We start from the raw sequence: 21,616 nt of genomic DNA on the forward strand, positions 1-21,616 counted from the left end.
GGCGAAAACTTTCAAGCTAAGGAGAACTCATGGCACCACGTATTGCCAGCTCGGCGGCTGAAGCCGTCGCAGATATTAAGGACGGTTCAACCGTTCTGATCGGCGGATTCGGTAACGCCGGCCAGCCCATGGAACTGATCGACGCACTGATGGATTGCGGCGCGACCGATCTGACCGTGGTGAACAACAACGCGGGTCAGGCCGATGCCGGTCTGGCGCTGCTGATCAAGGAACGTCGGGTCAAGAAGATCATCTGTTCCTTCCCCCGTCAGTCGGACTCCTGGCATTTCGACGAGGCCTACCGGGCCGGAGAAATCGAACTTGAGCTGGTTCCGCAGGGTAACCTTGCCGAACGAATCCGGGCCGCCGGTGCCGGGATTGGTGGTTTCTTCACCCCTACCGGCTACGGCACCTTGCTGGCCGAAGGCAAGGAAACCCGGATGATCGACGGCAAGGGCTATGTATTAGAGAGCCCGATTCATGCCGATTTCGCGCTGATCAAGGCGCTGAAAGCGGATACCCACGGTAACCTCGTGTACCGCAAGACCGCTCGCAACTTCGGCCCGATTATGGCGACCGCGGCAAAGCAAGCAATCGTTCAGGTTGATGAAGTGGTGCCGGTTGGCAGCATTGATCCGGAGGTTGTGGTGACCCCGGGAATTTACGTGGATACCGTTGTGGCACTGGGAGGAAAGAAGTAATGAGTACCTTTACTACCACCGAAGCAAAGCTGAGCCGCGATGAGATGGCGCAGCTGGTTGCCGTGGACATTCCAGCCGGCGCTTTCGTGAATCTGGGCATTGGTCAGCCGACCAACGTGTCGAACTTCCTGACCGAGGAACAGGGCGTTACCCTGCACACCGAAAACGGGATGTTGGGGATGGGCCCGGTCGCCACCGGCGATGAGGTTGACGAGGACCTGATCAATGCCGGCAAGATCCCGGTGACCGAACTGGACGGTGCTTCCTTCTTCCACCACGCGGATTCCTTTGCAATGATGCGCGGCGGGCACCTGGATGTCTGTGTACTGGGCGCTTTCCAAGTCTCTCAGGCTGGAGATCTCGCTAACTGGCATACCGGCGCCGAAGGTGCGATCCCGGCCGTGGGTGGTGCCATGGATCTAGCGATCGGTGCCAAGCAAACCTGGGTGATGATGAGCCTGTTCACGAAGTCCGGTGAGTCAAAGCTGGTCGAAGCTTTGAGCTACCCGGTGACCGGGTTGGGCTGCGTGTCCCGGATCTACACCGAAGTGGCGATCTTCGAGCTGCGTGAGAACAAGGTGTTTGTGCGCTCCACCCACGGCATCAGCTTTGAAGAGTTGGCTGCCAAGGTTCCGGTGGAACTGACCAAGGCCTAAAGCTCAAGTAGATTAGTGGGGGTCTGCGCACACGATATTCAATCGTGAGCGTGGGCCCCTTCGTCACTGGTGCTCAAGGTGTGAGCCCGTTAGATAGGAAGCGAAGAACGATCGTGAGTAGTGAAATCTCCGGGAACACGGGAACCTCGGTACAGTCCTTGGCTCGGGGTTTGCAGGTGATCCGCAGTTTTGATGCCGAGCACCCGCGGATGACGCTCAGTGAAGTGGCCACCCGGACCGAGCTCTCACGCGCAACCGCCCGCCGCTTCCTCCTAACCTTGGTGGAGTTGGGGTATGTGCGCTTCGACGGGAAACTTTTCGAACTGACCAGCCAGGTGCTGCAACTGGGGTATGCCTACCTATCCAGTGCTACTTTGCCGCAAATGATCGAACCAGTGCTCGAGGAGCTCTCCGCGCAGGTGGGTGAATCTGCGTCGGCTTCAGTGCTTGAAGGCAGTGAAATCATGTATATCGCGCGAGTACATACTCGGTCGATTATGCAGGTGGGTATCTCGGTGGGTACCCGGTTCCCGGCACTGAGCACTTCCATGGGGCGGGTGCTCCTAGCCTTCGAAGAGCAAGAGACCATCGAAAAAGTGTTGGCCGCCGGTGGGGATGCGCTGACCCCACGGACTTTGACCGATACGCAGGCACTGCGCGCCGAATTACTCCAAGTCGCCCAGCAGGGGTTCGCAGTGGTGGATCAGGAACTCTCGGTGGGTTTGCGTTCAGTGGCGGTGCCGGTGCGAGGCGCCGACGCTCGGGTGGTGGCAGCGTTGAATGTGTCGATGAGCGTGGGGCCGGGAAGCGAAGCGGATGCTTATGAAGCCGCGCAACGCGTGCTCCCTGCTCTGCGGGTGGCCGCGGCCAAGGTAGAACAGGCGCTGGCCGCCAGCAAGTAGCTTCCACGTGGTGCGCTAGGCGATCTTCACGAAGCGCGGCCCGCGGTACTCCTCGCGTTCCACGTGTTCGGCGAACATCTCCAGCGGACGAGCCCAAAAACTGTAGTCATCGTAGAGCTTGCGATAAAACACCAGCGGCTCTTCGGTCTCACTATGCCGGCCCACAGCCAGCACCTCATAGCGTTGCCCCTTGAAGTGTTCGTAGATGCCCGGTTCGATACTCAACGGTGTGGCCTTTCGTTCGGTGATGCGTGGCAAAGTAGGGGCTTAGCGCGGACCGTGCCCGGCAAGCCCCGAGCGTTGGGTCAACAGGTGGTCAAGAATAGGTTCTAAGACTGCCAGCCCATCTTTGACCCCGCCGCTGGAACCGGGCAAGGTGATTACAAAAGTGTTACCAGCAAATCCGGCAACGCCACGTGTAATTATGGACATCGCCGTGGATGCTTCCCCGCGGCGGCGGATTGCGTCGATGATTCCGGGCAGCTCTACCTCCAAGAACGGGGCCACCATTTCCGGGGACTGATCATCGGGGGACACTCCGGTTCCTCCGGTCACGATCACCACCTGTCTCTGGGCTGCCAGTGCGTCCCGCACAGCTTGGCCCACGGGTGGTCCGTCGGCGACTACCGCGGGGTTTTGGACGCTGAAACCCTGAGTGGTCAGCCACCGGCAGATCAGTGGCCCCGTCGTATCGGCTGAGTGGCCGGCGGCGGCACTGGTGGAGGCGACAATTACCGCGGCGGTGCGGTTAGTCTTCACGGACCCAGTCACCGCTCTTGCCCCCAGACTTGGAAATGACCTGAACCGAACGCACTGCGGCATGCTTGTCCACGGCCTTGACCATGTCATACAGCGTTAGCGCGGCCACGCTGGCGGCGGTCAAGGCCTCCATCTCTACCCCCGTGACGCCCTTGGTGGTCACCTGTGCGGTGATACGCACCGTGGAATCCTCGGCGGTGAAGTCAATAGACACCTTGCTGATCGGCAGTGGGTGGCAGAGCGGGATCAATTCCCAGGTGCGCTTGGCGGCCATAATGCCAGCCACCCGCGCGGTGCCCAACGCTTCACCCTTGGGCAGATTGCCACTCATTAGCAGTTCGATAACTTCTGGGCGGGTTGCGAAAATCGCCTCAGCGGTAGCTACTCGTTTGGTCACTTCTTTGTCACTGACATCGACCATATGGGCGCTGCCATCGTCACGCAGGTGGGTGAGTTTCTCAGACATTCAATCTCCAGGTGTTAATAATCTGCCCGGCGGATAGTTCACTTACGCCAACCGGAATGTGCACTAGCGCGTCGGCGTGGGCCAGATCATGGACCAGATGGGAGCCCGGGTCTAGGACGGTGACCCGGCCTTCGCGGATGAGAGCGCGCCGCACCTGATGTTTATTCGCTGGGGAGTTAACCCCGGCAGCTAGCGGGTACGACTCTGGCTGCGGCTCTGGCAAGCGATTCAGCTGGCGCAAGAGGGGTGCTAAGAATAATTCGGCCGAGAGCAGCGCGCTGACTGGGTTTCCCGGAAAACACAGCACCGCGCACTGCTCCAGACGCGCGAAGCCCTGCGGACCACCGGGTTGCATGGCCACATGGTGGAAGTTTCCGCCGCGCGGCGCTAAGGACTGGCGAACCACTTCATAGGCGCCGGCGCTAATCCCACCGACGGTCAATACCAGATCCACTTGGGTCTGTAGCTGGTCTATAGCCTGCGTGAACCGTGCCGGGTCATCGGGCAATTGGAGGGTGCGTACGTATACGCCGTAGTGCCGGAGCCAGGCCGCGAGCATCGGGGAGTTTGCGTCGGGGATCTGCCCTTGAACGGTGGTGTCACCGCCGAGTTCATCGCCGGTGGTGCACAGTGCTACCCGTAGTGACCTGTGCACCGGGATCTGTTGCAGACCACTGGAAGCCAGCGCTGCAATCATGGTGGGAGTCAGCCTTGTGCCCGCGGCAGCCACCAAAGCGCCAGCGGCCAGATCTTCGCCGAGGGGACGAATGAACTGTCCGGCAGCACTCGGGGCACTGAAGCTAGCCTCACCGGTGGGGATACCGTGCCCGACACGCACCAGCTGCGGGAAGGCTCCGGCGACGGAGCGTTCTACCGGGATGACGGTGTCCGCACCTTCCGGAATCATTGCTCCAGTCATTACCGGGCTAACGGTGCCCGGTACCAAAGAAATTTGTGGATCCCCGGCGGCGGCGGTGTACCCCAACGGTAGGATCACCGGGATGCTCACACTGGCGGATGCCAGATCCGTGCTGCGTGCCGCGTAGCCGTCCATCTGCGAATTGGTGAACGCTGGGATCGGCAGGGTCGCGAAGATATCCTCGCTAGTGACCCGATCAGCAAGAACCGGGCTGTTGATATCAAGCAACTCGGTACCCAAAGCGGCGAAAACCGGTCCGAGAAGTTCATTCAACTCGGCACGGTGCGATTCAAGAGTACACACCATCGGCTATCCGCCAGCAAAGGGCGGTAGGACATCCACGGTCAACTCGTCATCGCTGCCCAACGCTCCGGCATCGCGCCGCACCACCCCATTGATCAGGAAACTTCCGGCGCGTAACACTTGAGCCATCTGCGGGCCGTAGGTTTGGGAAAGCTGAGTGCGCAGCTCGGCCAGAGTCTCGGGGCGAACCCAAGATTCTTCTTCGGTACCTGCTGCCGCCGCCGCGGCCGCGAAGTAGCGTATCGTGATCTTCGACATGACTTCATGCTATCGCGCTAGAGCAAACAGGAGGCGATGATGAGCGAAAGTACCTTCCCCGCACTGGTCGCCCCCGGTGCGCCGTTGAGCGAAGAACAATCCCAGCGCGCCGCCCGCCAATTGGCGCTACCCGGGTTCGACATACTCGCGCAGCGTCGGTTGGCGGCTGCGCGGGTCTTAGTCATAGGGGCTGGAGGATTGGGTAGCGCCAGCATCCCGTACCTTGTGGGGGCGGGTTTGGGCACTATCGGGATCGTGGATGATGACCTCGTGGAGCTATCGAATCTGCACCGCCAGATCACCCATACCACCGCGAATATCGGGCTACCCAAGACCAGCTCACTGGCACAAGCCGCCAAGGCACTGGATCCCAATGTGCGAATCATTGAACATAACCTGCGGCTAGATTCGAGCAATGCCCTAGAAATTTTTGCGAACTATGACCTCGTCATCGATGGCAGCGACAACTTTCCTACTCGCTACCTCAGCAATGACGCAGCCCAGTTGAGCGGTATTCCGCTGATCTGGGGATCAATCCTGCAGCACCACGGTCAGGTGTCCGTGGCTTGGCATGCGCACGGCCCGGGCTACCGGGACCTGTTTCCGGTGCCTCCCGCCCCGGGCACCGTCCCGGACTGTGCGGCCGGGGGAGTGCTGCCCGGACTATGCGGAACGGTCGGATCGTTGCTGGCCACCGAAGCGCTCAAACTCATCGCCGGGATCGGTCACCCGCTGGTGGGTAAGGTGCTAATTTATGATGCGCTGGCCGCCAACACCCGCACCTTGGAATACTCCCGGGATCCGCAGGCACCTGCAGTCACCGAATTGATCGACTACGAAGTGTTCTGCGCCGGTTCGCTACCCGAGGTGCAACCCATCGAGGCGACGGCGCTCGCCGCGTCTCTAGCCAGAACCGATGCCCCGGCGCTGTTGGATGTGCGCAATGAGGACGAACGTGAGCAGCAGTATGTTGCTGGTTCCTTGCACATTCCGTTGCCCGAGCTCGAAGCGGCCATCGAGTCCGGTGCCGCACTGGAGCAGATCCCGGCCGAAGTTACGGTGTACTGCGCTCGCGGACCGCGCTCGCAGCGCGCAGCCGCACTACTGGCAGCGCGCGGAATCAACGCCAACTACCTTGAAGGCGGCCTGCCCGCCTTGGCCGCAGAGAAACCACAACTGCTGGTAGAACCACAGAACGCTAAAGGGGTCTGAACTTGAGCTACGCGCTGATTACCGAAGAGATCATTGATGAGCAGGCCGTCCGCGACGCGGTGCAATCCGATACCTCCGGTGCGCTGGTGATGTTCCACGGCATCATCCGCAACCACGATGGCGGCCAGTCGGTGAATTCGCTGGACTACTCGCATCACCCGCAGGCTCAGGAATTCTTGGCGAAGATCATCGCTGAGGAAGAAGAACGCACCGGACTGAAGCTGGCTGCCGTGCACCGCGTGGGCCCGTTGCAGATCGGTGATGCCGCACTGGTTGCCGCCGCAGCCGCCGCACACCGCAAGGAAGCCTTCCAAGCCATCGAAAATCTAGTCGAGCGGATCAAGGCCGAGGTGCCGATCTGGAAGAAACAGCATTTCACTTCTGGCAGCTCCGAATGGGTGGGGCTGTAACCACACTGCAGTGGGTCATTGCCCGTGCGGATAGAACGACCTAGCACGCGGGAATCGAAGATGACCAAGCTTTCGATTCATCCAAAGGTGGTGTGAAGAAAATACTTGAAGCAGTGTCGATGCCGCTTTTTGAGGGTAGCGAGAAGCTCCGATTGTTGCTGAGGGGCTCACAAGAAGTGACTTGCAACTGATAGCTGTGTAATGATTTCGCGCAAATGGTTGCAACCCATGGTTGCGAGAAAATCCGAGCATTGAGTTTTCAAAGGACTTTCCTGTGAAGTAGTGTGACTGTCAGCTTCATGTGGCGGTTAATAACAAGAAGAAATGGCGGCTTTCCGCGCACACATCATGTGCTTCATTCAAACGTTGAAGGCGGTGCACTTGTACTCCACATGAGTACAGTGCACCGCCTTCAACATCTCCGCAGATCATTAGTGCCTAGACGATCATTCGCGGTGATCAAGTAATCCTTGGGCGGGACTAGCGTGGATCCTCGTTGATGTCCTGCCACAACTGCTTGACCTTGGCGTCCAGATCCGCGAGTACCTGATGAATCTCTGCATCGGACTTACCATCGGGGTCTTCAACCTGCCAATCCACATACTTCTTACCTGGATAGATCGGGCACGTATCGCCGCAGCCCATGGTAATCACATAGTCTGCAGCCCGGACAACATCATCGGTCAGCGGCTTCGGATAAGCATCGCGCGTGTCCATACCAAGCTCACTGAGCAGCTGACGGGTCTCTGGGTGAAGATCATGGGCAGGAAGCGACCCAGCCGAGCGCACTTCAACACGATCCCCGCCAAGCTTCTGTAATAGGGCTGCAGCCAGTTGCGACCGGCCCGCGTTCTGAACACAGACGAACAACACCTGCGGAACTTCATTGTCAATGCGGTCCATGGACTGAGCCAAGGCACGCAAGCGACTGTCTGCGAAGTGCCCTGCAGTTGCCGCGAGGTACGTGCGAATTTTCGCGGTGCGGCCCAAGGCCGTGTAGGACTCGAATACGTAGCGTTCCACCATTTCTGGTGTGAAGATCCCTTCGTAGCGTTCTGCCAAGTGCGCGGCGGTGCGTTGAAGGACGTGGGTGTCTTTAGTGGTGGCGTCTTCGGGAGTCGAGACCGGCGAATTGCTCATGACAGTTCCCTAACTTTTCTTCTCGGACAGCAGTTCGGTGTGGCCGTGCAAGGTGCCAGTAGCAAACCCGATCGTGATCGGTTCAGGTGCACCACAGCAAGAATCAGCACTGGTTTCCGGGCTTCCGCAGCTGGAGGCCGCGGTGTCGGCGGACGCAGGCAGATCGCAGGACCCGCCCAGGTCGGTGGAACATACACCTGTTTCGGGCAGTTCGAGTTCCACCTGGTCGGCGGCTGTCCGGTCACCGGCAAGGGCAGCGGCAATGGATCGGACTTGCTCGTATCCGGTGGCCATCAAGAAGGTTGGGGCGCGCCCGTAGCTTTTCATTCCTACGATGTAGAAGTTGGGATCGGGGTGCGCGAGGACTCGTTCGCCGTGGGCCGTGACGGTGCCGCAGCTATGGAATTCTGGATCGATCAATGGGCCCAGCTGCCGTGGCGCTTCAACGATCTGATCCATGTCCAGACGCAGTTCCGAGAGGATCGACAGATCTGGTCGGAATCCTGTGGCGGGGACGAGGAAGTCCACGTCGATGCTGGTGGCATCAGCGAGGTTGACGGTGAGCCGGTGACCGGTCTCCAGTGAGGTGATCGCAACATTCTCTAGAATGCGGATGTCGCCGTTGTCAACGAATCGGCGCAGGGAGGTTCCGAGCTGGCCACGGGCGGGCAGTTCGTCTGCTGCGCCGCCACCGTAGAGCCGCACTGGGTTCGCTGTGCCTCGTAGTCCCCACAAAATCGTTGTGGTCGGGTGCTTTTGGCGTAGCCGTCCAAGGCTGATGAGCGTATTGGCGGCCGAGTGTCCAGCACCTAGTACGAGGATCGTCTTTCCAGCGAAGTGTTGCGCATCGGCGTTCAAGGGGTCGGGCAATGGGGAGGTGATGAAACCGGCGTCTCGTGCCTCGGCTTCGCCGATCGCGTCGATTCCGGATCGTCCCACCGGGTTGGGCTGGTTCCAAGTTCCGGAAGCGTCAATCACGGCCCGAGCGATGAATTCCTGCGCCCCGGCATCCGTGGCTGTGCGGACTAGGAACAGGGAGTCTGGTCGCTGCTTGGAGTTTGTTTTGTCCACGCCTTTGCCGTCTGGTTGGATGCGGGTGACGTGGGTGACGCGTTGCCCATAGCTAATCTTGGGTGCCAGGGCTGGGTGGTTCGCCAAGGGTTCTAGGTAGTCGCTGACCATCTCTGCTCCGGTAGGCAGTCGGGTTTCCCGCGGTGCGTCCCACTGGCCGGCGTAGGTGTCGGTGGGGGTTTCCAGCAGGCGTCGGGCTGCTGCGTCGATGTTGTAGCGCCAGGTGGAGAAGAGTTTGATGTGGCCCCATGACAGCATGGTCGCACCGGCCGTGGGGCCTGCTTCCAGGACTCGAACGTCCTGGTTCCGTTCGAGCAAGTGGGCTGCAGCGGCCAGGCCCACGGGGCCGGCGCCGATGACAACAACGGGGTGAGTTTGATTCATGGTCTTCTACTCCTTCTTAAAGCGGCAGGTGTTACTTGGTGGGCAGAAGCTCAGCAATGAGGGTTTCAATGCGGGTGCGGATTTCGTCGCGGATCGGCCGCACCGCCTCGACGCCTTGTCCTGCGGGGTCATCGAGCTTCCAGTCTTCATAGCGCTTGCCGGGGAACACCGGGCAGGTGTCTCCGCAGCCCATGGTGATGACGACGTCGGATTCTTTGACCGCTTCGGTGGTCAGTACCTTGGGGACTTCGGCGGACATGTCGATGCCGACTTCATGCATCGCGGCCACGGCGGCAGGGTTCACGCTGTCGGCGGGGGCGGATCCGGCCGAGCGGACTTCGATCTGGCCTTGGGCGAGGTGGCTGAGGAACGCGGCGGCCATTTGGGAGCGTCCGGCGTTGTGGACGCAGACGAACAGGACGGAAGGCTTGGTTTCGGTGGTGTTCATGAGGGTGCTTTCTTATGCGTCGGTGGTGGTTGAGCGGAAGAATTTTCTGGACCATAAGGCGACGTAGACCAGTGCGACGAGCACCGGTACTTCGATCAGTGGTCCGACGACACCAGCGAGTGCTTGACCGCTGGTGACGCCGAAGGTTGCGATGGATACAGCGATGGCCAGTTCGAAGTTGTTGCCAGCAGCCGTGAAGGCAAGGGTGGTGGTGCGGGCGTAACCCATACCTAAGCCTCGGCCGATGAGCATGCTTGCGCCGAAGACCACGCAGAAGTAGACCAGCAGTGGCAGGGCAATGCGCACGACGTCCAGTGGTTGGGCGATGATCGCATCGCCTTGCAGGGCAAAGAGGACCACGATGGTGAACAGCAATCCGTAGAGGGCCCACGGGCCAATCTTGGGAAGGAACTTGTTTTCGTACCACACCTGTCCCTTGGCTTTTTCTCCCAGGGTGCGGGTGAGGAATCCTGCCACCAGTGGAATGCCGAGGAAGATGAGGACCGACAGCGTGATGGCCCAGACGGAGAATTCGGCGCTCGTGGTGGGAAGACCCAACCAGTTAGGTAGAACCTGGAGGTAGAACCAGCCCAGTGCCCCGAACGCGATGACCTGGAACACCGAGTTGATGGCGACCAGGACTGCTGCTGCTTCGCGGTCGCCGCACGCCAGGTCGTTCCAGATCAGCACCATGGCGATGCAGCGGGCCAGCCCGACGATGATCAGGCCCGTTCGGTACTCCGGCAGGTCTGGGAGGAACAGCCACGCTAGAGCAAACATGAAGGCTGGGGCGAGCACCCAGTTGATCACCAGGGAAGTGATCATCAGCTTCTTGTCGCCGATCACGCGGTGGGTTTCGTTGTATCGCACCTTGGCCAGGACTGGATACATCATCACCAGCAGGCCGATGGCTATCGGCAGGGAGACCCCGGCGACTTTGACGGATTCTAAGGCTTGGCCCAATCCGGGAATCAGCCGTCCTAGGCCAAGTCCCAGGGCCATTGCGGCGAGAATCCACACGGGTAGATACCGGTCAAGGGTTGAGAGTTTGGCAGTTATGTGCCCCGTGTCAGTTGGGGCGGCAGCGTTTGTCACGGCGAGTTCTCTCCAAAAAACTAGACATCGACGTTGTTCGATGTTTCGAGTATGCTTGCATATATCGATAAATGTCAATCTCCCGATGGGGACTCAACGAAAGTGACGGCGAATCAATGAGCACCACGGTCGCAACGCCTTCAACCCAGCAGACGAACGAGCTTCCAGCATCAGAAGAAACGCCTTGCTGTGTCCCAGCCCAAGGGCACCAGTCGCTGTTGGCGGAAGAAGCCGAAGTGCTCGCCGCGCGCTTCAAAGCATTGTCTGACCCGAATCGATTGCGCATCTTGTCGATCGTCTCCAGCAGTGCAACCGCCGAAACCTGTGTCTGCGATTTGTCTGAACCCCTGAACCTGGGACAACCAACCGTCTCGCATCACCTGAAGATTCTGGTGGAGGCAGGACTGCTACACCGCGAGAAACGAGGCGTCTGGGCCTACTACTCACTAATTCCCGGTGCCTTAGACTCCCTGGCATCCACACTGACTCCGAAGGGCTAACAATGAACACTGTCAACGAGCAAACGGAACGCCCTTCCGTGCTTTTCGTCTGCGTCAAAAACGGCGGTAAATCGCAGATGGCAGCGGGACTCATGACTCACGAGGTCGGGCAAGCCGTTTCCGTCGGCTCGGCGGGCACCCGCCCCGGCAAGGCAATCAACGATCTTTCGGCCCAAACACTGATGGATCTAGGCATTGATATCAGTGCCGAAACTCCCAAGCAGCTCACCGAACAAATGTTGCGCGACGCCGGATTAGTCGTAGTCCTGGGCACCGAAGCGCAGGTTCCACCACTTGATCAAGTGCAGATCGAAGTGTGGGAAACCGACGAGCCATCGTTACGCGGCATCGAAGGCCGCGAACGCATGGAACTAGTACGCGACGATATTCATGCCCGCGTGAAAGACCTTGCTCAGCGCTTACTGGGCGCCAAGTAAACCTGAACTAACCAACAACTAAGAACTTCTTTACCGTGCTCGATGAAAGGCACCCGCTCATGAGCGTTGACTCTACTGAAGCCATCCGCAACGTCATCATTATCGGCTCAGGCCCTGCCGGATACACCGCGGCGATCTATACCGCCCGCGCAGATTTGGCACCTTTGGTCATTGCCGGTTCAGTCACCGCCGGCGGCGAACTCATGAACACCACGGAGGTTGAAAACTTTCCGGGATTCACCGACGGCATCATGGGGCCCGTCCTGATGGACAATATGCAGAAGCAGGCTGAACGTTTCGGCGCTGAAATTCTCTTCGATGACGTGACTCACGTTGAGTTGGATGGCGAAGTGAAGAAGGTGACGGCCGCCAACGGGCAGACTTATCGTGCCCGCACTGTCATCCTGTCCACAGGTTCGGCCTACCGCACTTTGGGTGTCTCCAATGAGCAGCGCCTGACTGGCCACGGTGTATCGTCCTGCGCCACCTGTGATGGGTTCTTCTTCCGCAATCAAGAAATCGCTGTCATTGGCGGTGGTGATTCGGCGATGGAAGAAGCCTTGTTCCTCACCAAGTTTGCTGCCAAGGTGACCGTCGTGCATCGCCGTGACACACTGCGTGCCTCCAAAATCATGGGCGACCGGGCTCTAGCCCATCCCAAGATCGAATTCTTGTGGGATAGCACTGTCACCGATATCGACGGAGACGAGAAAGTCACCGGATTGCAGATTGAAAATCTGCGCACCGGAGCATCGAGTCGCTTAGCGGTCACCGGTGTATTTGTTGCGATTGGCAACGACCCCCGCACCGACCTGGTCAAAGATCAGCTAGAACTGACCTCTGCGGGAACGATCGCTGTCGAGGCCCGTACCTCGAAAACCTCTGTCGCTGGTGTCTTTGCTGCCGGGGATGTCATTGACCCTACCTACCGTCAAGCAATTACGGCCGCGGGGTCCGGTTGCGTTGCGGCCTTGGACGTCACCCATTATTTGGCCGCTGGGGAAACGACGGACACGACAACTGATAAGTCTGCGCAGCTCGTCTAACTCTCTGGGCAGAAGAGGTGGGGCCGGCCGGTGAATTGGCCGCGGCTCCGGTTTCCCCCGACTCTGTGAAATTGTTTGGGGTTAGTGGTCGTGCCGTCTGTGCGCGGGTGGAACGATCAAGAGCGGACGCTGCTGGTACGCGGCCAGGTGCGCACCGGTGGACTCTCCAACGAGCACTGAAATGCGCGAGCTCACGGAGGTTCGTCTAGTTCCAATAATGAGCATCGACGCACAGGACTCATCTGCAAGCCGAGAGAGCGCTCTCCACGGTTCACCAGCCAGGATCCGCAATCTCCACGACACGTCGCGGCCAACTATGTGCGCTTCGATAGTCTCTAACAGCGTCAGGGCGTCGACGGTGTTCTCTTCATCCAAGTCATCAGGATGCAGGGAGCGATTGATGATGTTTTTACTGAAGCCCCACTCGGTGAGATAGCTATCGGGTTTCACGTAGGCGAAAACAAGGGGCACACCGAGTTGGTGCGCAAGATCCGTGGCGCAGGTCAAAACCTCGGGATGCTGGTGAGGAATGAACCCCACGATCAGTGGCCCGGCCAAGTTCTCCTGGTTCGACAGCATGACAACCCCCAACTGCCTTTGACAGGTAGTGCATCCGTTGTGGTCTCAGGATGACGGAAAACTCTCCCGCGCAAAAGGTCCTCTTCGATGATTTACATGCCGTTCCTTTTGGCTGTACGTATCGAATAGCGATTTTTACAGCAAGAAGTGGCGTAGCAAACAAATAACATGACGCTGACTTCTAGATTTGAATGCGGTGCATTCTCCCCGTTGGGAACAGTGCACCGCCTTCAACAGCATTAACGATAGTTTTCTAGGTCAAGACTGTATCTGGTTGTCGGGTTAGTTGTGCCCGGCGAACGCGAGCCGCGCGTAAACCGTTAGCAATCACCACGACCTCGGCTACCTCATGAACGAGCACGACGGCTGCTAACCCCAGCACACCAGTGACTGCCAGCGGTAGCAGAACAATGATGATAGCTAAGGACAAGATGATGTTCTGATTCATGATGGTTCGACCCCGTCGCGCATGAGATAAAGCCTGCGGGATCAACCTCAGATCATGACCGGTAAAAGCAACATCAGCCGATTCTATGGCTGCATCAGCACCGGTCGCTCCCATCGCAATACCCACCGTGGCAGTAGCCAAAGCGGGGGCATCGTTGATCCCATCACCAATCATCCCTGTTGGAACCTGCTGCACCGACGCAGCGACTTCACGAGCTTTGTCTTCAGGACGCAGCTCGGCATGAACGGTGTCGATGCCTGCGATAGCAGCCAACGCATGGGCAGTACGCGCGTTATCCCCGGTCAGCATGAGCACGTCAATTCCCTGATCACGCAGGTGACGAACCGCTTCAGGAGCTTCAGGGCGCAGTTCATCGCGCACACCGATCACACCAATGACCCGCCCTGCACGAGTCACCATCACACAGGTTTGCCCCGATGCTTCCATGCTTTCCACGGCAGGTGTGAGTGTTCCCGGGGTGATCCAGCGAGGGCTACCCACCGCGACTGGCACACCGTTGAGTACACCAGTAATGCCGTGTCCGGGTTCTTCAACAACTTCGGTTGCTTCAGGGATCGCCGATGCCGCTGAGCTAATGGCCCTAGCCAAGGGGTGGGTGCTGTGGTGTTCCAGAGCTGCGGCAACATTGAGCACAGCATCCTGGCTCACACCGTCAACAGCGTGAACCTGAGTCACCGCTGGCTGATTACGGGTCAGTGTTCCGGTCTTATCGACTGCGATGCGGCGCAGTGAACCTAAACGTTCGAACGCTGCACCACTTTTGATGATGACCCCAAATTTACTGGCAGCACCGATCGCGGAAACAACGGTCACGGGAACAGCGATCGCCATCGCACACGGGGAGGCGGCAACCAGCACCACCAGGGCGCGGGTGATCCACGTTTCCGGATCACCCACAAGAGAACCGATGATGGCCACCAGGACGGCTAGGACGATCACCCCAGGAACAAGCGGTCGGGCAATACGATCGGCTAGACGAGCTCGCTCACCGCGTTCCGCCTGAGCTTGTTCGACCAGGCTCACCAGCGTAGTCAATGAGTTATCAGTGCCGTTGGCTGAAGCGGTCACTTCTATGGATCCTGAAGTGTTGATTGAACCGGCGGCGACCTGGTCACCTACGGACACATCCACGGGAATGGATTCACCGGTAATCGCCGAGGTGTCTAAACTGCTAGACCCCTGGCTGATCACCCCGTCAGTAGCAAGGCGTTCTCCTGGCTTCACACGCAGGAGATCACCAACCCGAATCTCTGATGCGCTGACAACGGTTGGCATGCCGCCGCGGATGACCGTTGCTGTTTCTGGGACCAGCTTCAGTAAGGATCGCAGTCCTGACCGTGCACGGTCCATGGCCTTATCTTCAAGGGCTTCAGCGATGGAATACAAGAACGCCAGCGCGGCGGCTTCCTCAACGTAGCCCAGGATGACCGCACCGACCGCGCTGATGGTCATCAGTAGCCCGATACCGATTTTTCGATTCGAGAACAGATTGCGAAGGGCGCCAGGAACAAAGGTATATGCGCCGAGCAGTAGACCGATCCAGAAGAAGACTAGGTGTGATGTCTAGGGACGTTGTTCTGGCCCCCGCCCGTAATGACACCGTGCCGATTCAAGAAGTATCTGTCCAGACCGCTCGCCATTGAAGGCATGTTAGAGTTTAGGGCATGTCGAGTCCCGAATCAGACAGGTCAGGGGTTGTCGGTCACACCGCCAGCCCCTTGAACCACTAGTTACGACGCCCACGATCTGTGTGGGCGTATGTCTGGCGTACCCGGGGCGCTGGCCGTGGTGACAAGAAGAACCATTTCTTGATCTCACACCTCGGAGTACTCGATGCCTTTTGCCCTCTACATGCTTGCCCTGGCGGTCTTCGTCATGGGCACTTCAGAATTCATGCTCGCGGGATTGCTCCCCGCGATCGCGACCGAACTTGACGTCTCGGTCGGCACTGCGGGCCTGCTGACCTCCGCATTCGCAGTCGGTATGGTCGTCGGCGCGCCAGTGATGGCGGCATTCGCTCGCCGTTGGCCACCGCGGCTCACATTGATCGTTTGCCTTCTCGTGTTCGCGGGAAGCCACGTCATCGGAGCGATGACACCAGTGTTCTCTCTCCTGCTCATCACCCGGGTGCTCAGCGCTCTCGCAAACGCAGGATTCCTCGCCGTAGCACTGAGCACGGCCACTACCCTCGTGCCAGCGAACCAGAAGGGGCGTGCACTGTCGATCCTGCTCTCCGGCACGACGATCGCAACCGCCGTGGGCGTCCCCGCCGGGGCACTGCTCGGCACAGCGCTGGGCTGGCGAACGACGTTCTGGGCGATCGCCATCCTCTGTATTCCCGCGGCCGTTGGAGTCATTCGTGGCGTCACGAACAATGTTGGTCGGAGCGAGACTAGCGCGACCTCACCAAGGCTCCGTGTCGAGCTCAGCCAGTTGGCGACGCCGCGGCTCATCCTGGCCATGGTACTCGGAGCGCTGATCAACGGAGGGACCTTTGCGGCATTCACCTTCCTGGCACCCATCGTGACCGAGACCGCGGGCTTGGCCGAAGCGTGGGTGTCCGTCGCGCTGGTGATGTTCGGCATCGGATCGTTCCTTGGCGTCACGATCGCAGGACGACTATCAGATCAACGACCTGGCCTCGTGCTCGCAGTCGGCGGACCGCTATTGCTGACAGGCTGGATCGTGTTGGCAGTGGTCGCATCTCATCCCGTCGCGCTTATCGTCCTCGTCCTCGTTCAGGGATTCCTGTCGTTCGGCGTCGGCAGTACTCTGATCACGCGTGTGCTGTATGCAGCATCGGGTGCGCCAACGATGGGCGGTTCGTACGCAACCGCAGCATTGAATATCGGAGCTGCAGCGGGGCCCGTGCTTGGTGCGCTCGGGCTCGCGACCGGGCTGGGGCTGCTCGCGCCGGTTTGGGTCGCTTCGGTGCTGACAGCGATCGCTCTCGTCATCATGCTTCTCACCAGACGCGCGCTTACGAAGACCGCGGCGGAGGCCAATTGATGACCCATCCGAACGCTCTTCTCACTCCTCGTGCCCGTCTCCGGTTAGCCCGGCTGATTGTCGAAGACGGCTATCCGGCCACGATCGCCGCAAAGATGTTCATGGTCTCCCCGATCACTGCCCGGAAATGGGCAGGCCGCTACCGGGAAGAGGGTGAGTTTGGGATGCAGGATCGCTCCAGCAAGCCGCACCGGATCCCAGGCAGGACGCCCGAGCATGTCAAGAAGAAGATCATCAACCTGCGCTGGCGGCTTCGACTGGGGCCAGCCCAGATCGCTGCGCGACTTGGTCTCTCGACGTCGACTGTTCACGCGGTCCTCGTCCGTTGCCGCGTGAACCGCCTCTCGCATATCGATCGTGTCACTGGCGAGCCATTGCGGCGATATGAGCATCCTCATCCGGGATCGTTGATTCATGTCGATGTCACGAAGTTCGGCAACATCCCCGACGGCGGTGGACATCGTTACGTAGGTCGGCAGCAAGGCGCACGGAACAAGCTCGCGACTCCGGGATTACCACGAGGAAAAGATCACAAGCCGCGCACCGGGACGGCGTTCGTTCACACAGTCATCGACGACCACTCCCGCGTCGCATACGCAGAAATCTGGTCGGATGAGCAGGCGAGCACAGCGGTGGGAGTTCTCGAACGCGCCGTGGCCTGGTTCGCCGAACGAGGCGTGACCGTCGAGCGAGTCCTATCCGACAACGGGTCGGCATACAGATCCCACGCATGGAGGGACTTCTGCGCTCGGCTCGGCATCCGACACAAGCGGACACGCCCCTACCGGCCGCAGACGAACGGGAAGATCGAGCGATTCCACCGCACGCTCGGGGACGGCTGGGCCTATGCCAGGTTTTACGGTTCAGAGGCCGAACGACGCCTGGCGCTGCCCGGCTGGCTCCACTTCTACAACCACCACCGACACCACTCTGCGATTGGCGGCGTACCCTTCGACCGACTCAACAACGTCCCTGGACATCACAACTAGGGCTACTACTTCAGCGGTATCGCTTGAAGTGGTCCATTCAAGGATGAGGCCGGCGAGGAAGAAAACGCCAGAGGTGATAGGAATGAGCACATGCCAATCCCGGTACCAGGGCAGTTCTTCCTCGATTTCGACGGTGATTTCCGGTGATTCACAACCGCACGCGGAACTCATACTTTATCCTCGACTATTAGTGAACTATCGGTAGTGCAGTCCGGACAGGAAGAATCTACACACGGCACTTGGTCATCGACGGCTAAGGTCACATCCACGAGAGCGCTGAGTGCCGTGGTCAGATGCGGGTCGGTGATTTCGTAGCGAGTTTTACGTCCCTCGAGTTTCGCCACGACAATCCCGCACCCCCGCAAGCAGGTCAGGTGATTCGAGACGTTCGCCCGACTCAACCCCAAGTCCTCGGCTAACTGTGCAGGGTATCCCGGTTCATGCAGCAAAGATAGAAGGATACGCGAACGCGTGGGGTCGGCCATGGCGCGGCCGAGCCGGTTCATCGCTTCGATCCGCGATTCAATATTCATCATAAACTGTACTATACAGTAGATAATGTATAGACGATCTCGTGTCATAAACATTCGTTTTTGACACCCTGAAACTGAAGGATTTGCATCACGCCATTTCAGTTGAAAATTCAAGGGTCAATTTTTCGCACAGGGGTTCAAAACCCAGTTCCATATTCTATGGGTCAGTTCTATGGCTCTGTTGCAAAGATTGGCGGCAGTCAGAGGTAGGCTGTCGCTCTGCGCCGATCAGGCGGCTGCTGCGAAATGGTGGTTGAGCATGCCCATGGCCTCCGTCAGCGCCGAGGGCCCAATGCCAAAAGCTCTCTCCACAAGGCGCACCTCGCCCCTGATGCCGGGCTGCAGGCACCAGGGGCGAGCCTGTCCTTTGCGCAGGGCTCGCATGACTTCGAATCCCTTGATCGTGGCATAGGCCGTGGGGATCGATTTGAAACCGCGCACCGGCTTGATCAGTATCTTGAGCTTTCCGTGATCGGCCTCGATCACGTTATTGAGATACTTCACCTGCCGGTGGGCCGTCTCCCGGTCCAGCTTTCCTTCGCGCTTCAATTCGGTGATCGCTGCACCATAGCTCGGCGCTTTGTCGGTATTGAGCGTGGCAGGCTTTTCCCAGTGCTTCAGGCCTCGCAGGGCCTTGCCCAGGAACCGCTTCGCTGCCTTGGCGCTGCGGGTCGGCGACAGGTAGAAATCGATCGTGTCGCCCCGCTTGTCGACTGCCCGGTACAGGTAGGTCCACTTGCCCCGCACCTTGACGTAGGTTTCATCCAGGCGCCAGCTCGGATCAAAGCCACGCCGCCAGAACCAGCGCAGCCGCTTCTCCATCTCCGGGGCGTAGCACTGGACCCAGCGATAGATCGTCGTATGGTCGACCGAAATGCCGCGTTCCGCCAGCATTTCCTCAAGGTCGCGATAGCTGATCGGATAGCGACAATACCAGCGCACCGCCCACAGGATCACATCACCCTGGAAATGGCGCCACTTGAAATCCGTCATCGTTCCGTCCGTCCAATCTCCGCCAAGCATGCTCAAGCTTCACGATTTTTGCAACAGAGCCCACACGAGTATTGAGCATAGTCGAGATTGGTGCAGATCACTTCTGATATTGAACTGTCAGGAGCTGGCTGCACAACAGCCATTACGCCCAATCAACTGGTGCAGTCGTCTTCTGAAAATGACATTTGGTATCTCTCATAAACGGATGTTTTTGAGAGAACTATCTTCGGCCTTCACACGCACGAAAGGCGGCGAAGCTCCGCCGTTAATCCGTCCGCCGGAGATCTCGCCCAGGCAGGCTGAAGGCCGAGCAAGCCTGACAGGCCCGAAAAGCCCGGCACGGGCGTCGGCGGCGATGACGGCGGCGGCATTATCCAGGGTTGATGATGGAAGTGGAGGATATCGACAACCTCTCGCGCAACCAAGACATCGCGGTCGGACTGCAAGTGATCTTGAAGCCACGGGCCCGTCCCACCCCGACATGGACCTCGATGCCCGAACGGACGTTAGATTTCGAGTTCTAGGCGTTCTGCGATGAAGGTTGGATCCCAGCCGGGATTGAAAGTGTCGACGTGGGTGAATCCGAGCCGCTCGTATAGGCCACGCAGGTTCGGGTGGCAGTCGAGCCGCAGCTTGGCGCACCCCTGCGTTCGCGCGGCATGGCGGCAAGCCTCGATCAGCGCGGAGCTGACACCCCGGCCCGCATGTGTCCGTCGCACCGCGAGCTTGTGCAGATATGCGGCCTCCCCCTTGAGGGCGTCGGGCCAGAACTCGGGATCCTCGGCCGACAAGGTGCAACAGCCGACGATGCCGTCGCTGCAACTCGCGACTAGGAGCTCGGATCTCAGGACGAAGGTCTCCGCGAATGTCCGGTCGATCCGCGCGACGTCCCAGGCGGGCGTTCCCTTGGCGGACATCCACGCCGCAGCGTCGTGCATCAGCCGCACAACCTCGTCGATATCACCCGAGCAGGCGACCCGAACGTTCGGAGGCTCCTCGCTGTCCATTCGCTCCCCTGGCGCGGTATGAACCGCCGCCTCATAGTGCAGTTTGATCCTGACGAGCCCAGCATGTCTGCGCCCACCTTCGCGGAACCTGACCAGGGTCCGCTAGCGGGCGGCCGGAAGGTGAATGCTAGGCATGATCTAACCCTCGGTCTCTGGCGTCGCGACTGCGAAATTTCGCGAGGGTTTCCGAGAAGGTGATTGCGCTTCGCAGATCTCCAGGCGCGTGGGTGCGGACGTAGTCAGCGCCATTGCCGATCGCGTGAAGTTCCGCCGCAAGGCTCGCTGGACCCAGATCCTTTACAGGAAGGCCAACGGTGGCGCCCAAGAAGGATTTCCGCGACACCGAGACCAATAGCGGAAGCCCCAACGCCGACTTCAGCTTTTGAAGGTTCGACAGCACGTGCAGCGATGTTTCCGGTGCGGGGCTCAAGAAAAATCCCATCCCCGGATCGAGGATGAGCCGGTCGGCAGCGACCCCGCTCCGTCGCAAGGCGGAAACCCGCGCCTCGAAGAACCGCACAATCTCGTCGAGCGCGTCTTCGGGTCGAAGGTGACCGGTGCGGGTGGCGATGCCATCCCGCTGCGCTGAGTGCATAACCACCAGCCTGCAGTCCGCCTCAGCAATATCGGGATAGAGCGCAGGGTCAGGAAATCCTTGGATATCGTTCAGGTAGCCCACGCCGCGCTTGAGCGCATAGCGCTGGGTTTCCGGTTGGAAGCTGTCGATTGAAACACGGTGCATCTGATCGGACAGGGCGTCTAAGAGCGGCGCAATACGTCTGATCTCATCGGCCGGCGATACAGGCCTCGCGTCCGGATGGCTGGCGGCCGGTCCGACATCCACGACGTCTGATCCGACTCGCAGCATTTCGATCGCCGCGGTGACAGCGCCGGCGGGGTCTAGCCGCCGGCTCTCATCGAAGAAGGAGTCCTCGGTGAGATTCAGAATGCCGAACACCGTCACCATGGCGTCGGCCTCCGCAGCGACTTCCACGATGGGGATCGGGCGAGCAAAAAGGCAGCAATTATGAGCCCCATACCTACAAAGCCCCACGCATCAAGCTTTTGCCCATGAAGCAACCAGGCAATGGCTGTAATTATGACGACGCCGAGTCCCGACCAGACTGCATAAGCAACACCGACAGGGATGGATTTCAGAACCAGAGAAAGAAAATAAAATGCGATGCCATAACCGATTATGACAACGGCGGAAGGGGCAAGCTTAGTAAAGCCCTCGCTAGATTTTAATGCGGATGTTGCGATTACTTCGCCAACTATTGCGATAACAAGAAAAAGCCAGCCTTTCATGATATATCTCCCAATTTGTGTA

At 59.3% G+C, this 21,616-nt stretch carries 28 protein-coding genes; 12 read left to right on the forward strand and 16 right to left on the reverse strand.

What is annotated here, in order from left to right; translation table 11 throughout:
- Window positions 1-29: 29 nt before the first annotated feature.
- The 3 genes from ACQQZ8_RS01850 to ACQQZ8_RS01860 all read left to right on the forward strand — a co-directional run bounded on the left by ACQQZ8_RS01850 (window position 30) and on the right by ACQQZ8_RS01860 (window position 2,259).
- Entirely contained in the window at window positions 30-701 is a 672-nt protein-coding gene (locus ACQQZ8_RS01850) for a 3-oxoacid CoA-transferase subunit A (RefSeq protein WP_431711053.1), read from the forward strand.
- A complete protein-coding gene (locus ACQQZ8_RS01855; RefSeq protein ID WP_431711054.1) occupies window positions 701-1,357 on the forward strand; it encodes a 3-oxoacid CoA-transferase subunit B in 657 nt (218 codons plus the stop codon). Before ACQQZ8_RS01850 ends, ACQQZ8_RS01855 begins: the two co-directional genes overlap by 1 nt.
- 113 nt (window positions 1,358-1,470) lie before the next feature.
- Window positions 1,471-2,259 carry an IclR family transcriptional regulator domain-containing protein gene (locus ACQQZ8_RS01860; protein WP_431711055.1) on the forward strand — a complete coding sequence of 263 codons (789 nt, stop codon included), beginning with the start codon at window positions 1,471-1,473 and terminating at the stop codon, window positions 2,257-2,259.
- A gap of 15 nt (window positions 2,260-2,274) precedes the next feature.
- Here the strand turns inward: ACQQZ8_RS01860 and ACQQZ8_RS01865 are convergent, their stop codons facing one another.
- From ACQQZ8_RS01865 to ACQQZ8_RS01885, 5 genes are read right to left on the reverse strand one after another with little or no spacing between them, the layout of a single operon-like run.
- Window positions 2,275-2,517, reverse strand: coding sequence for a DUF1653 domain-containing protein (locus ACQQZ8_RS01865; RefSeq protein ID WP_431711056.1), 243 nt, complete (start codon window positions 2,515-2,517; stop codon window positions 2,275-2,277).
- 9 nt (window positions 2,518-2,526) lie between these two features.
- Window positions 2,527-3,018 (reverse strand): MogA/MoaB family molybdenum cofactor biosynthesis protein, encoded by a 492-nt coding sequence (locus ACQQZ8_RS01870; RefSeq protein WP_431711057.1) that lies wholly within the window; start codon window positions 3,016-3,018, stop codon window positions 2,527-2,529.
- Window positions 3,008-3,484, reverse strand: coding sequence for a cyclic pyranopterin monophosphate synthase MoaC (gene moaC / locus ACQQZ8_RS01875; protein WP_431711058.1), 477 nt, complete (start codon window positions 3,482-3,484; stop codon window positions 3,008-3,010). The genes ACQQZ8_RS01870 and moaC overlap by 11 nt, the downstream gene beginning before the upstream one ends.
- A complete protein-coding gene (locus ACQQZ8_RS01880) occupies window positions 3,477-4,709 on the reverse strand; it encodes a molybdopterin molybdotransferase MoeA (RefSeq protein ID WP_431711059.1) in 1,233 nt (410 codons plus the stop codon). Before ACQQZ8_RS01880 ends, moaC begins: the two co-directional genes overlap by 8 nt.
- 3 nt (window positions 4,710-4,712) lie before the next feature.
- Entirely contained in the window at window positions 4,713-4,964 is a 252-nt protein-coding gene (locus ACQQZ8_RS01885) for a MoaD/ThiS family protein (RefSeq protein ID WP_431711060.1), read from the reverse strand.
- Window positions 4,965-5,000: 36 nt separating this feature from the next.
- Here ACQQZ8_RS01885 and ACQQZ8_RS01890 point away from each other — a divergent pair, with 36 nt between their 5' ends.
- Both ACQQZ8_RS01890 and ACQQZ8_RS01895 read left to right on the forward strand, forming a co-directional pair.
- On the forward strand, window positions 5,001-6,176 hold the full coding sequence (locus ACQQZ8_RS01890; RefSeq protein WP_431711061.1) for a ThiF family adenylyltransferase: 1,176 nt from the start codon (window positions 5,001-5,003) through the stop codon (window positions 6,174-6,176).
- Window positions 6,177-6,178: 2 nt separating this feature from the next.
- Entirely contained in the window at window positions 6,179-6,586 is a 408-nt protein-coding gene (locus ACQQZ8_RS01895) for a molybdenum cofactor biosynthesis protein MoaE (protein WP_431711062.1), read from the forward strand.
- Between the two features lie 480 nt (window positions 6,587-7,066).
- Here the strand turns inward: ACQQZ8_RS01895 and ACQQZ8_RS01900 are convergent, their stop codons facing one another.
- From ACQQZ8_RS01900 to arsB, 4 genes are read right to left on the reverse strand one after another with little or no spacing between them, the layout of a single operon-like run.
- Window positions 7,067-7,726 (reverse strand): three-helix bundle dimerization domain-containing protein, encoded by a 660-nt coding sequence (locus ACQQZ8_RS01900; RefSeq protein ID WP_430267884.1) that lies wholly within the window; start codon window positions 7,724-7,726, stop codon window positions 7,067-7,069.
- A gap of 9 nt (window positions 7,727-7,735) precedes the next feature.
- A complete protein-coding gene (locus ACQQZ8_RS01905) occupies window positions 7,736-9,181 on the reverse strand; it encodes an FAD-dependent oxidoreductase (RefSeq protein ID WP_431711063.1) in 1,446 nt (481 codons plus the stop codon).
- A 31-nt stretch (window positions 9,182-9,212) separates the two neighbouring features.
- Window positions 9,213-9,629, reverse strand: a complete 417-nt coding sequence (locus ACQQZ8_RS01910) for an arsenate reductase ArsC (protein WP_430267886.1) — start codon at window positions 9,627-9,629, stop codon at window positions 9,213-9,215.
- 12 nt (window positions 9,630-9,641) lie between these two features.
- The gene (gene arsB, locus ACQQZ8_RS01915) at window positions 9,642-10,631 is read right to left on the reverse strand and encodes an ACR3 family arsenite efflux transporter (protein WP_431711064.1); all 990 of its coding nucleotides are present in this window, start codon (window positions 10,629-10,631) and stop codon (window positions 9,642-9,644) included.
- A 209-nt stretch (window positions 10,632-10,840) separates the two neighbouring features.
- On the opposite strand from arsB, the gene ACQQZ8_RS01920 reads away from it, so the two are divergent.
- The 3 genes from ACQQZ8_RS01920 to trxB are packed head-to-tail and all read left to right on the forward strand — an operon-like array spanning window position 10,841 to window position 12,707.
- Window positions 10,841-11,224, forward strand: a complete 384-nt coding sequence (locus ACQQZ8_RS01920) for an ArsR/SmtB family transcription factor (RefSeq protein ID WP_431712112.1) — start codon at window positions 10,841-10,843, stop codon at window positions 11,222-11,224.
- Between the two features lie 2 nt (window positions 11,225-11,226).
- Window positions 11,227-11,661, forward strand: a complete 435-nt coding sequence (locus tag ACQQZ8_RS01925) for a low molecular weight phosphatase family protein (RefSeq protein WP_430267889.1) — start codon at window positions 11,227-11,229, stop codon at window positions 11,659-11,661.
- Window positions 11,662-11,720: 59 nt separating this feature from the next.
- Window positions 11,721-12,707, forward strand: coding sequence for a thioredoxin-disulfide reductase (trxB, locus tag ACQQZ8_RS01930; protein WP_430267890.1), 987 nt, complete (start codon window positions 11,721-11,723; stop codon window positions 12,705-12,707).
- An 81-nt stretch (window positions 12,708-12,788) separates the two neighbouring features.
- On the opposite strand, the gene ACQQZ8_RS01935 is transcribed toward trxB, so the two are convergent.
- The gene (locus ACQQZ8_RS01935) at window positions 12,789-13,286 is read right to left on the reverse strand and encodes a universal stress protein (protein WP_430267891.1); all 498 of its coding nucleotides are present in this window, start codon (window positions 13,284-13,286) and stop codon (window positions 12,789-12,791) included.
- 253 nt (window positions 13,287-13,539) lie between these two features.
- Complete coding sequence (locus tag ACQQZ8_RS01940) at window positions 13,540-15,207, reverse strand: heavy metal translocating P-type ATPase (RefSeq protein WP_431711065.1); 1,668 nt, start codon at window positions 15,205-15,207, stop codon at window positions 13,540-13,542.
- Between the two features lie 306 nt (window positions 15,208-15,513).
- On the opposite strand from ACQQZ8_RS01940, the gene ACQQZ8_RS01945 reads away from it, so the two are divergent.
- From ACQQZ8_RS01945 to ACQQZ8_RS01955, 3 genes are read left to right on the forward strand one after another with little or no spacing between them, the layout of a single operon-like run.
- Window positions 15,514-15,567 carry a chloramphenicol resistance leader peptide gene (locus tag ACQQZ8_RS01945; RefSeq protein ID WP_011113070.1) on the forward strand — a complete coding sequence of 18 codons (54 nt, stop codon included), beginning with the start codon at window positions 15,514-15,516 and terminating at the stop codon, window positions 15,565-15,567.
- A 21-nt stretch (window positions 15,568-15,588) separates the two neighbouring features.
- The gene (gene cmx / locus ACQQZ8_RS01950; protein ID WP_431711066.1) at window positions 15,589-16,764 is read left to right on the forward strand and encodes a chloramphenicol efflux MFS transporter Cmx; all 1,176 of its coding nucleotides are present in this window, start codon (window positions 15,589-15,591) and stop codon (window positions 16,762-16,764) included.
- A complete protein-coding gene (locus ACQQZ8_RS01955) occupies window positions 16,764-17,753 on the forward strand; it encodes an IS481-like element IS5564 family transposase (RefSeq protein WP_012359994.1) in 990 nt (329 codons plus the stop codon). The genes cmx and ACQQZ8_RS01955 overlap by 1 nt, the downstream gene beginning before the upstream one ends.
- Before the next feature lie 167 nt (window positions 17,754-17,920).
- On the opposite strand, the gene cmtR is transcribed toward ACQQZ8_RS01955, so the two are convergent.
- Both cmtR and ACQQZ8_RS01965 read right to left on the reverse strand, forming a co-directional pair.
- Window positions 17,921-18,289: a Cd(II)/Pb(II)-sensing metalloregulatory transcriptional regulator CmtR gene (cmtR, locus tag ACQQZ8_RS01960; protein WP_430267893.1), complete on the reverse strand. Its 369-nt coding sequence runs from the start codon at window positions 18,287-18,289 to the stop codon at window positions 17,921-17,923.
- 225 nt (window positions 18,290-18,514) lie between these two features.
- On the reverse strand, window positions 18,515-19,279 hold the full coding sequence (locus ACQQZ8_RS01965; protein ID WP_001389365.1) for an IS6-like element IS6100 family transposase: 765 nt from the start codon (window positions 19,277-19,279) through the stop codon (window positions 18,515-18,517).
- 383 nt (window positions 19,280-19,662) lie between these two features.
- Between ACQQZ8_RS01965 and ACQQZ8_RS01970 the strand changes: the two genes are divergently transcribed.
- Window positions 19,663-19,803 carry a hypothetical protein gene (locus tag ACQQZ8_RS01970; protein ID WP_004152787.1) on the forward strand — a complete coding sequence of 47 codons (141 nt, stop codon included), beginning with the start codon at window positions 19,663-19,665 and terminating at the stop codon, window positions 19,801-19,803.
- Here ACQQZ8_RS01970 and ACQQZ8_RS01975 read toward each other — a convergent pair.
- The 3 genes from ACQQZ8_RS01975 to ACQQZ8_RS01985 all read right to left on the reverse strand — a co-directional run bounded on the left by ACQQZ8_RS01975 (window position 19,786) and on the right by ACQQZ8_RS01985 (window position 21,594).
- Entirely contained in the window at window positions 19,786-20,286 is a 501-nt protein-coding gene (locus ACQQZ8_RS01975) for a GNAT family N-acetyltransferase (protein ID WP_000376623.1), read from the reverse strand. The two genes, ACQQZ8_RS01970 and ACQQZ8_RS01975, sit on opposite strands and share 18 nt — an antisense overlap.
- Window positions 20,287-20,413: 127 nt before the next feature.
- The gene (gene sul1 / locus ACQQZ8_RS01980; protein ID WP_000259031.1) at window positions 20,414-21,253 is read right to left on the reverse strand and encodes a sulfonamide-resistant dihydropteroate synthase Sul1; all 840 of its coding nucleotides are present in this window, start codon (window positions 21,251-21,253) and stop codon (window positions 20,414-20,416) included.
- Window positions 21,247-21,594 carry a quaternary ammonium compound efflux SMR transporter QacE delta 1 gene (locus ACQQZ8_RS01985; protein WP_000679427.1) on the reverse strand — a complete coding sequence of 116 codons (348 nt, stop codon included), beginning with the start codon at window positions 21,592-21,594 and terminating at the stop codon, window positions 21,247-21,249. Before ACQQZ8_RS01985 ends, sul1 begins: the two co-directional genes overlap by 7 nt.
- Between the last annotated feature and the right edge of the window lie 22 nt (window positions 21,595-21,616).

It is taken from the genome of Glutamicibacter uratoxydans, assembly GCF_050753455.1.
Lineage (GTDB): Bacteria > Actinomycetota > Actinomycetes > Actinomycetales > Micrococcaceae > Glutamicibacter > Glutamicibacter uratoxydans_A.

Coding starts and splice junctions, on each gene's coding strand:
- ACQQZ8_RS01850 (WP_431711053.1), top strand. CDS start 30: ATGGCACCACGTATTGCCAGCTCGGCGGCTGAAGCCGTCGCAGATATT.
- ACQQZ8_RS01855 (WP_431711054.1), top strand. CDS start 701: ATGAGTACCTTTACTACCACCGAAGCAAAGCTGAGCCGCGATGAGATG.
- moaC (WP_431711058.1), bottom strand. CDS start 3,484: ATGTCTGAGAAACTCACCCACCTGCGTGACGATGGCAGCGCCCATATG.
- ACQQZ8_RS01880 (WP_431711059.1), bottom strand. CDS start 4,709: ATGGTGTGTACTCTTGAATCGCACCGTGCCGAGTTGAATGAACTTCTC.
- ACQQZ8_RS01885 (WP_431711060.1), bottom strand. CDS start 4,964: ATGTCGAAGATCACGATACGCTACTTCGCGGCCGCGGCGGCGGCAGCA.
- ACQQZ8_RS01890 (WP_431711061.1), top strand. CDS start 5,001: ATGATGAGCGAAAGTACCTTCCCCGCACTGGTCGCCCCCGGTGCGCCG.
- ACQQZ8_RS01900 (WP_430267884.1), bottom strand. CDS start 7,726: ATGAGCAATTCGCCGGTCTCGACTCCCGAAGACGCCACCACTAAAGAC.
- ACQQZ8_RS01905 (WP_431711063.1), bottom strand. CDS start 9,181: ATGAATCAAACTCACCCCGTTGTTGTCATCGGCGCCGGCCCCGTGGGC.
- ACQQZ8_RS01910 (WP_430267886.1), bottom strand. CDS start 9,629: ATGAACACCACCGAAACCAAGCCTTCCGTCCTGTTCGTCTGCGTCCAC.
- arsB (WP_431711064.1), bottom strand. CDS start 10,631: ATGGCCCTGGGACTTGGCCTAGGACGGCTGATTCCCGGATTGGGCCAA.
- ACQQZ8_RS01920 (WP_431712112.1), top strand. CDS start 10,841: ATGAGCACCACGGTCGCAACGCCTTCAACCCAGCAGACGAACGAGCTT.
- ACQQZ8_RS01925 (WP_430267889.1), top strand. CDS start 11,227: ATGAACACTGTCAACGAGCAAACGGAACGCCCTTCCGTGCTTTTCGTC.
- trxB (WP_430267890.1), top strand. CDS start 11,721: ATGAGCGTTGACTCTACTGAAGCCATCCGCAACGTCATCATTATCGGC.
- ACQQZ8_RS01935 (WP_430267891.1), bottom strand. CDS start 13,286: ATGCTGTCGAACCAGGAGAACTTGGCCGGGCCACTGATCGTGGGGTTC.
- ACQQZ8_RS01940 (WP_431711065.1), bottom strand. CDS start 15,207: ATGACCATCAGCGCGGTCGGTGCGGTCATCCTGGGCTACGTTGAGGAA.
- cmx (WP_431711066.1), top strand. CDS start 15,589: ATGCCTTTTGCCCTCTACATGCTTGCCCTGGCGGTCTTCGTCATGGGC.
- ACQQZ8_RS01955 (WP_012359994.1), top strand. CDS start 16,764: ATGACCCATCCGAACGCTCTTCTCACTCCTCGTGCCCGTCTCCGGTTA.
- cmtR (WP_430267893.1), bottom strand. CDS start 18,289: ATGATGAATATTGAATCGCGGATCGAAGCGATGAACCGGCTCGGCCGC.
- ACQQZ8_RS01965 (WP_001389365.1), bottom strand. CDS start 19,279: ATGACGGATTTCAAGTGGCGCCATTTCCAGGGTGATGTGATCCTGTGG.
- ACQQZ8_RS01970 (WP_004152787.1), top strand. CDS start 19,663: ATGATGGAAGTGGAGGATATCGACAACCTCTCGCGCAACCAAGACATC.
- ACQQZ8_RS01975 (WP_000376623.1), bottom strand. CDS start 20,286: ATGGACAGCGAGGAGCCTCCGAACGTTCGGGTCGCCTGCTCGGGTGAT.
- sul1 (WP_000259031.1), bottom strand. CDS start 21,253: ATGGTGACGGTGTTCGGCATTCTGAATCTCACCGAGGACTCCTTCTTC.
- ACQQZ8_RS01985 (WP_000679427.1), bottom strand. CDS start 21,594: ATGAAAGGCTGGCTTTTTCTTGTTATCGCAATAGTTGGCGAAGTAATC.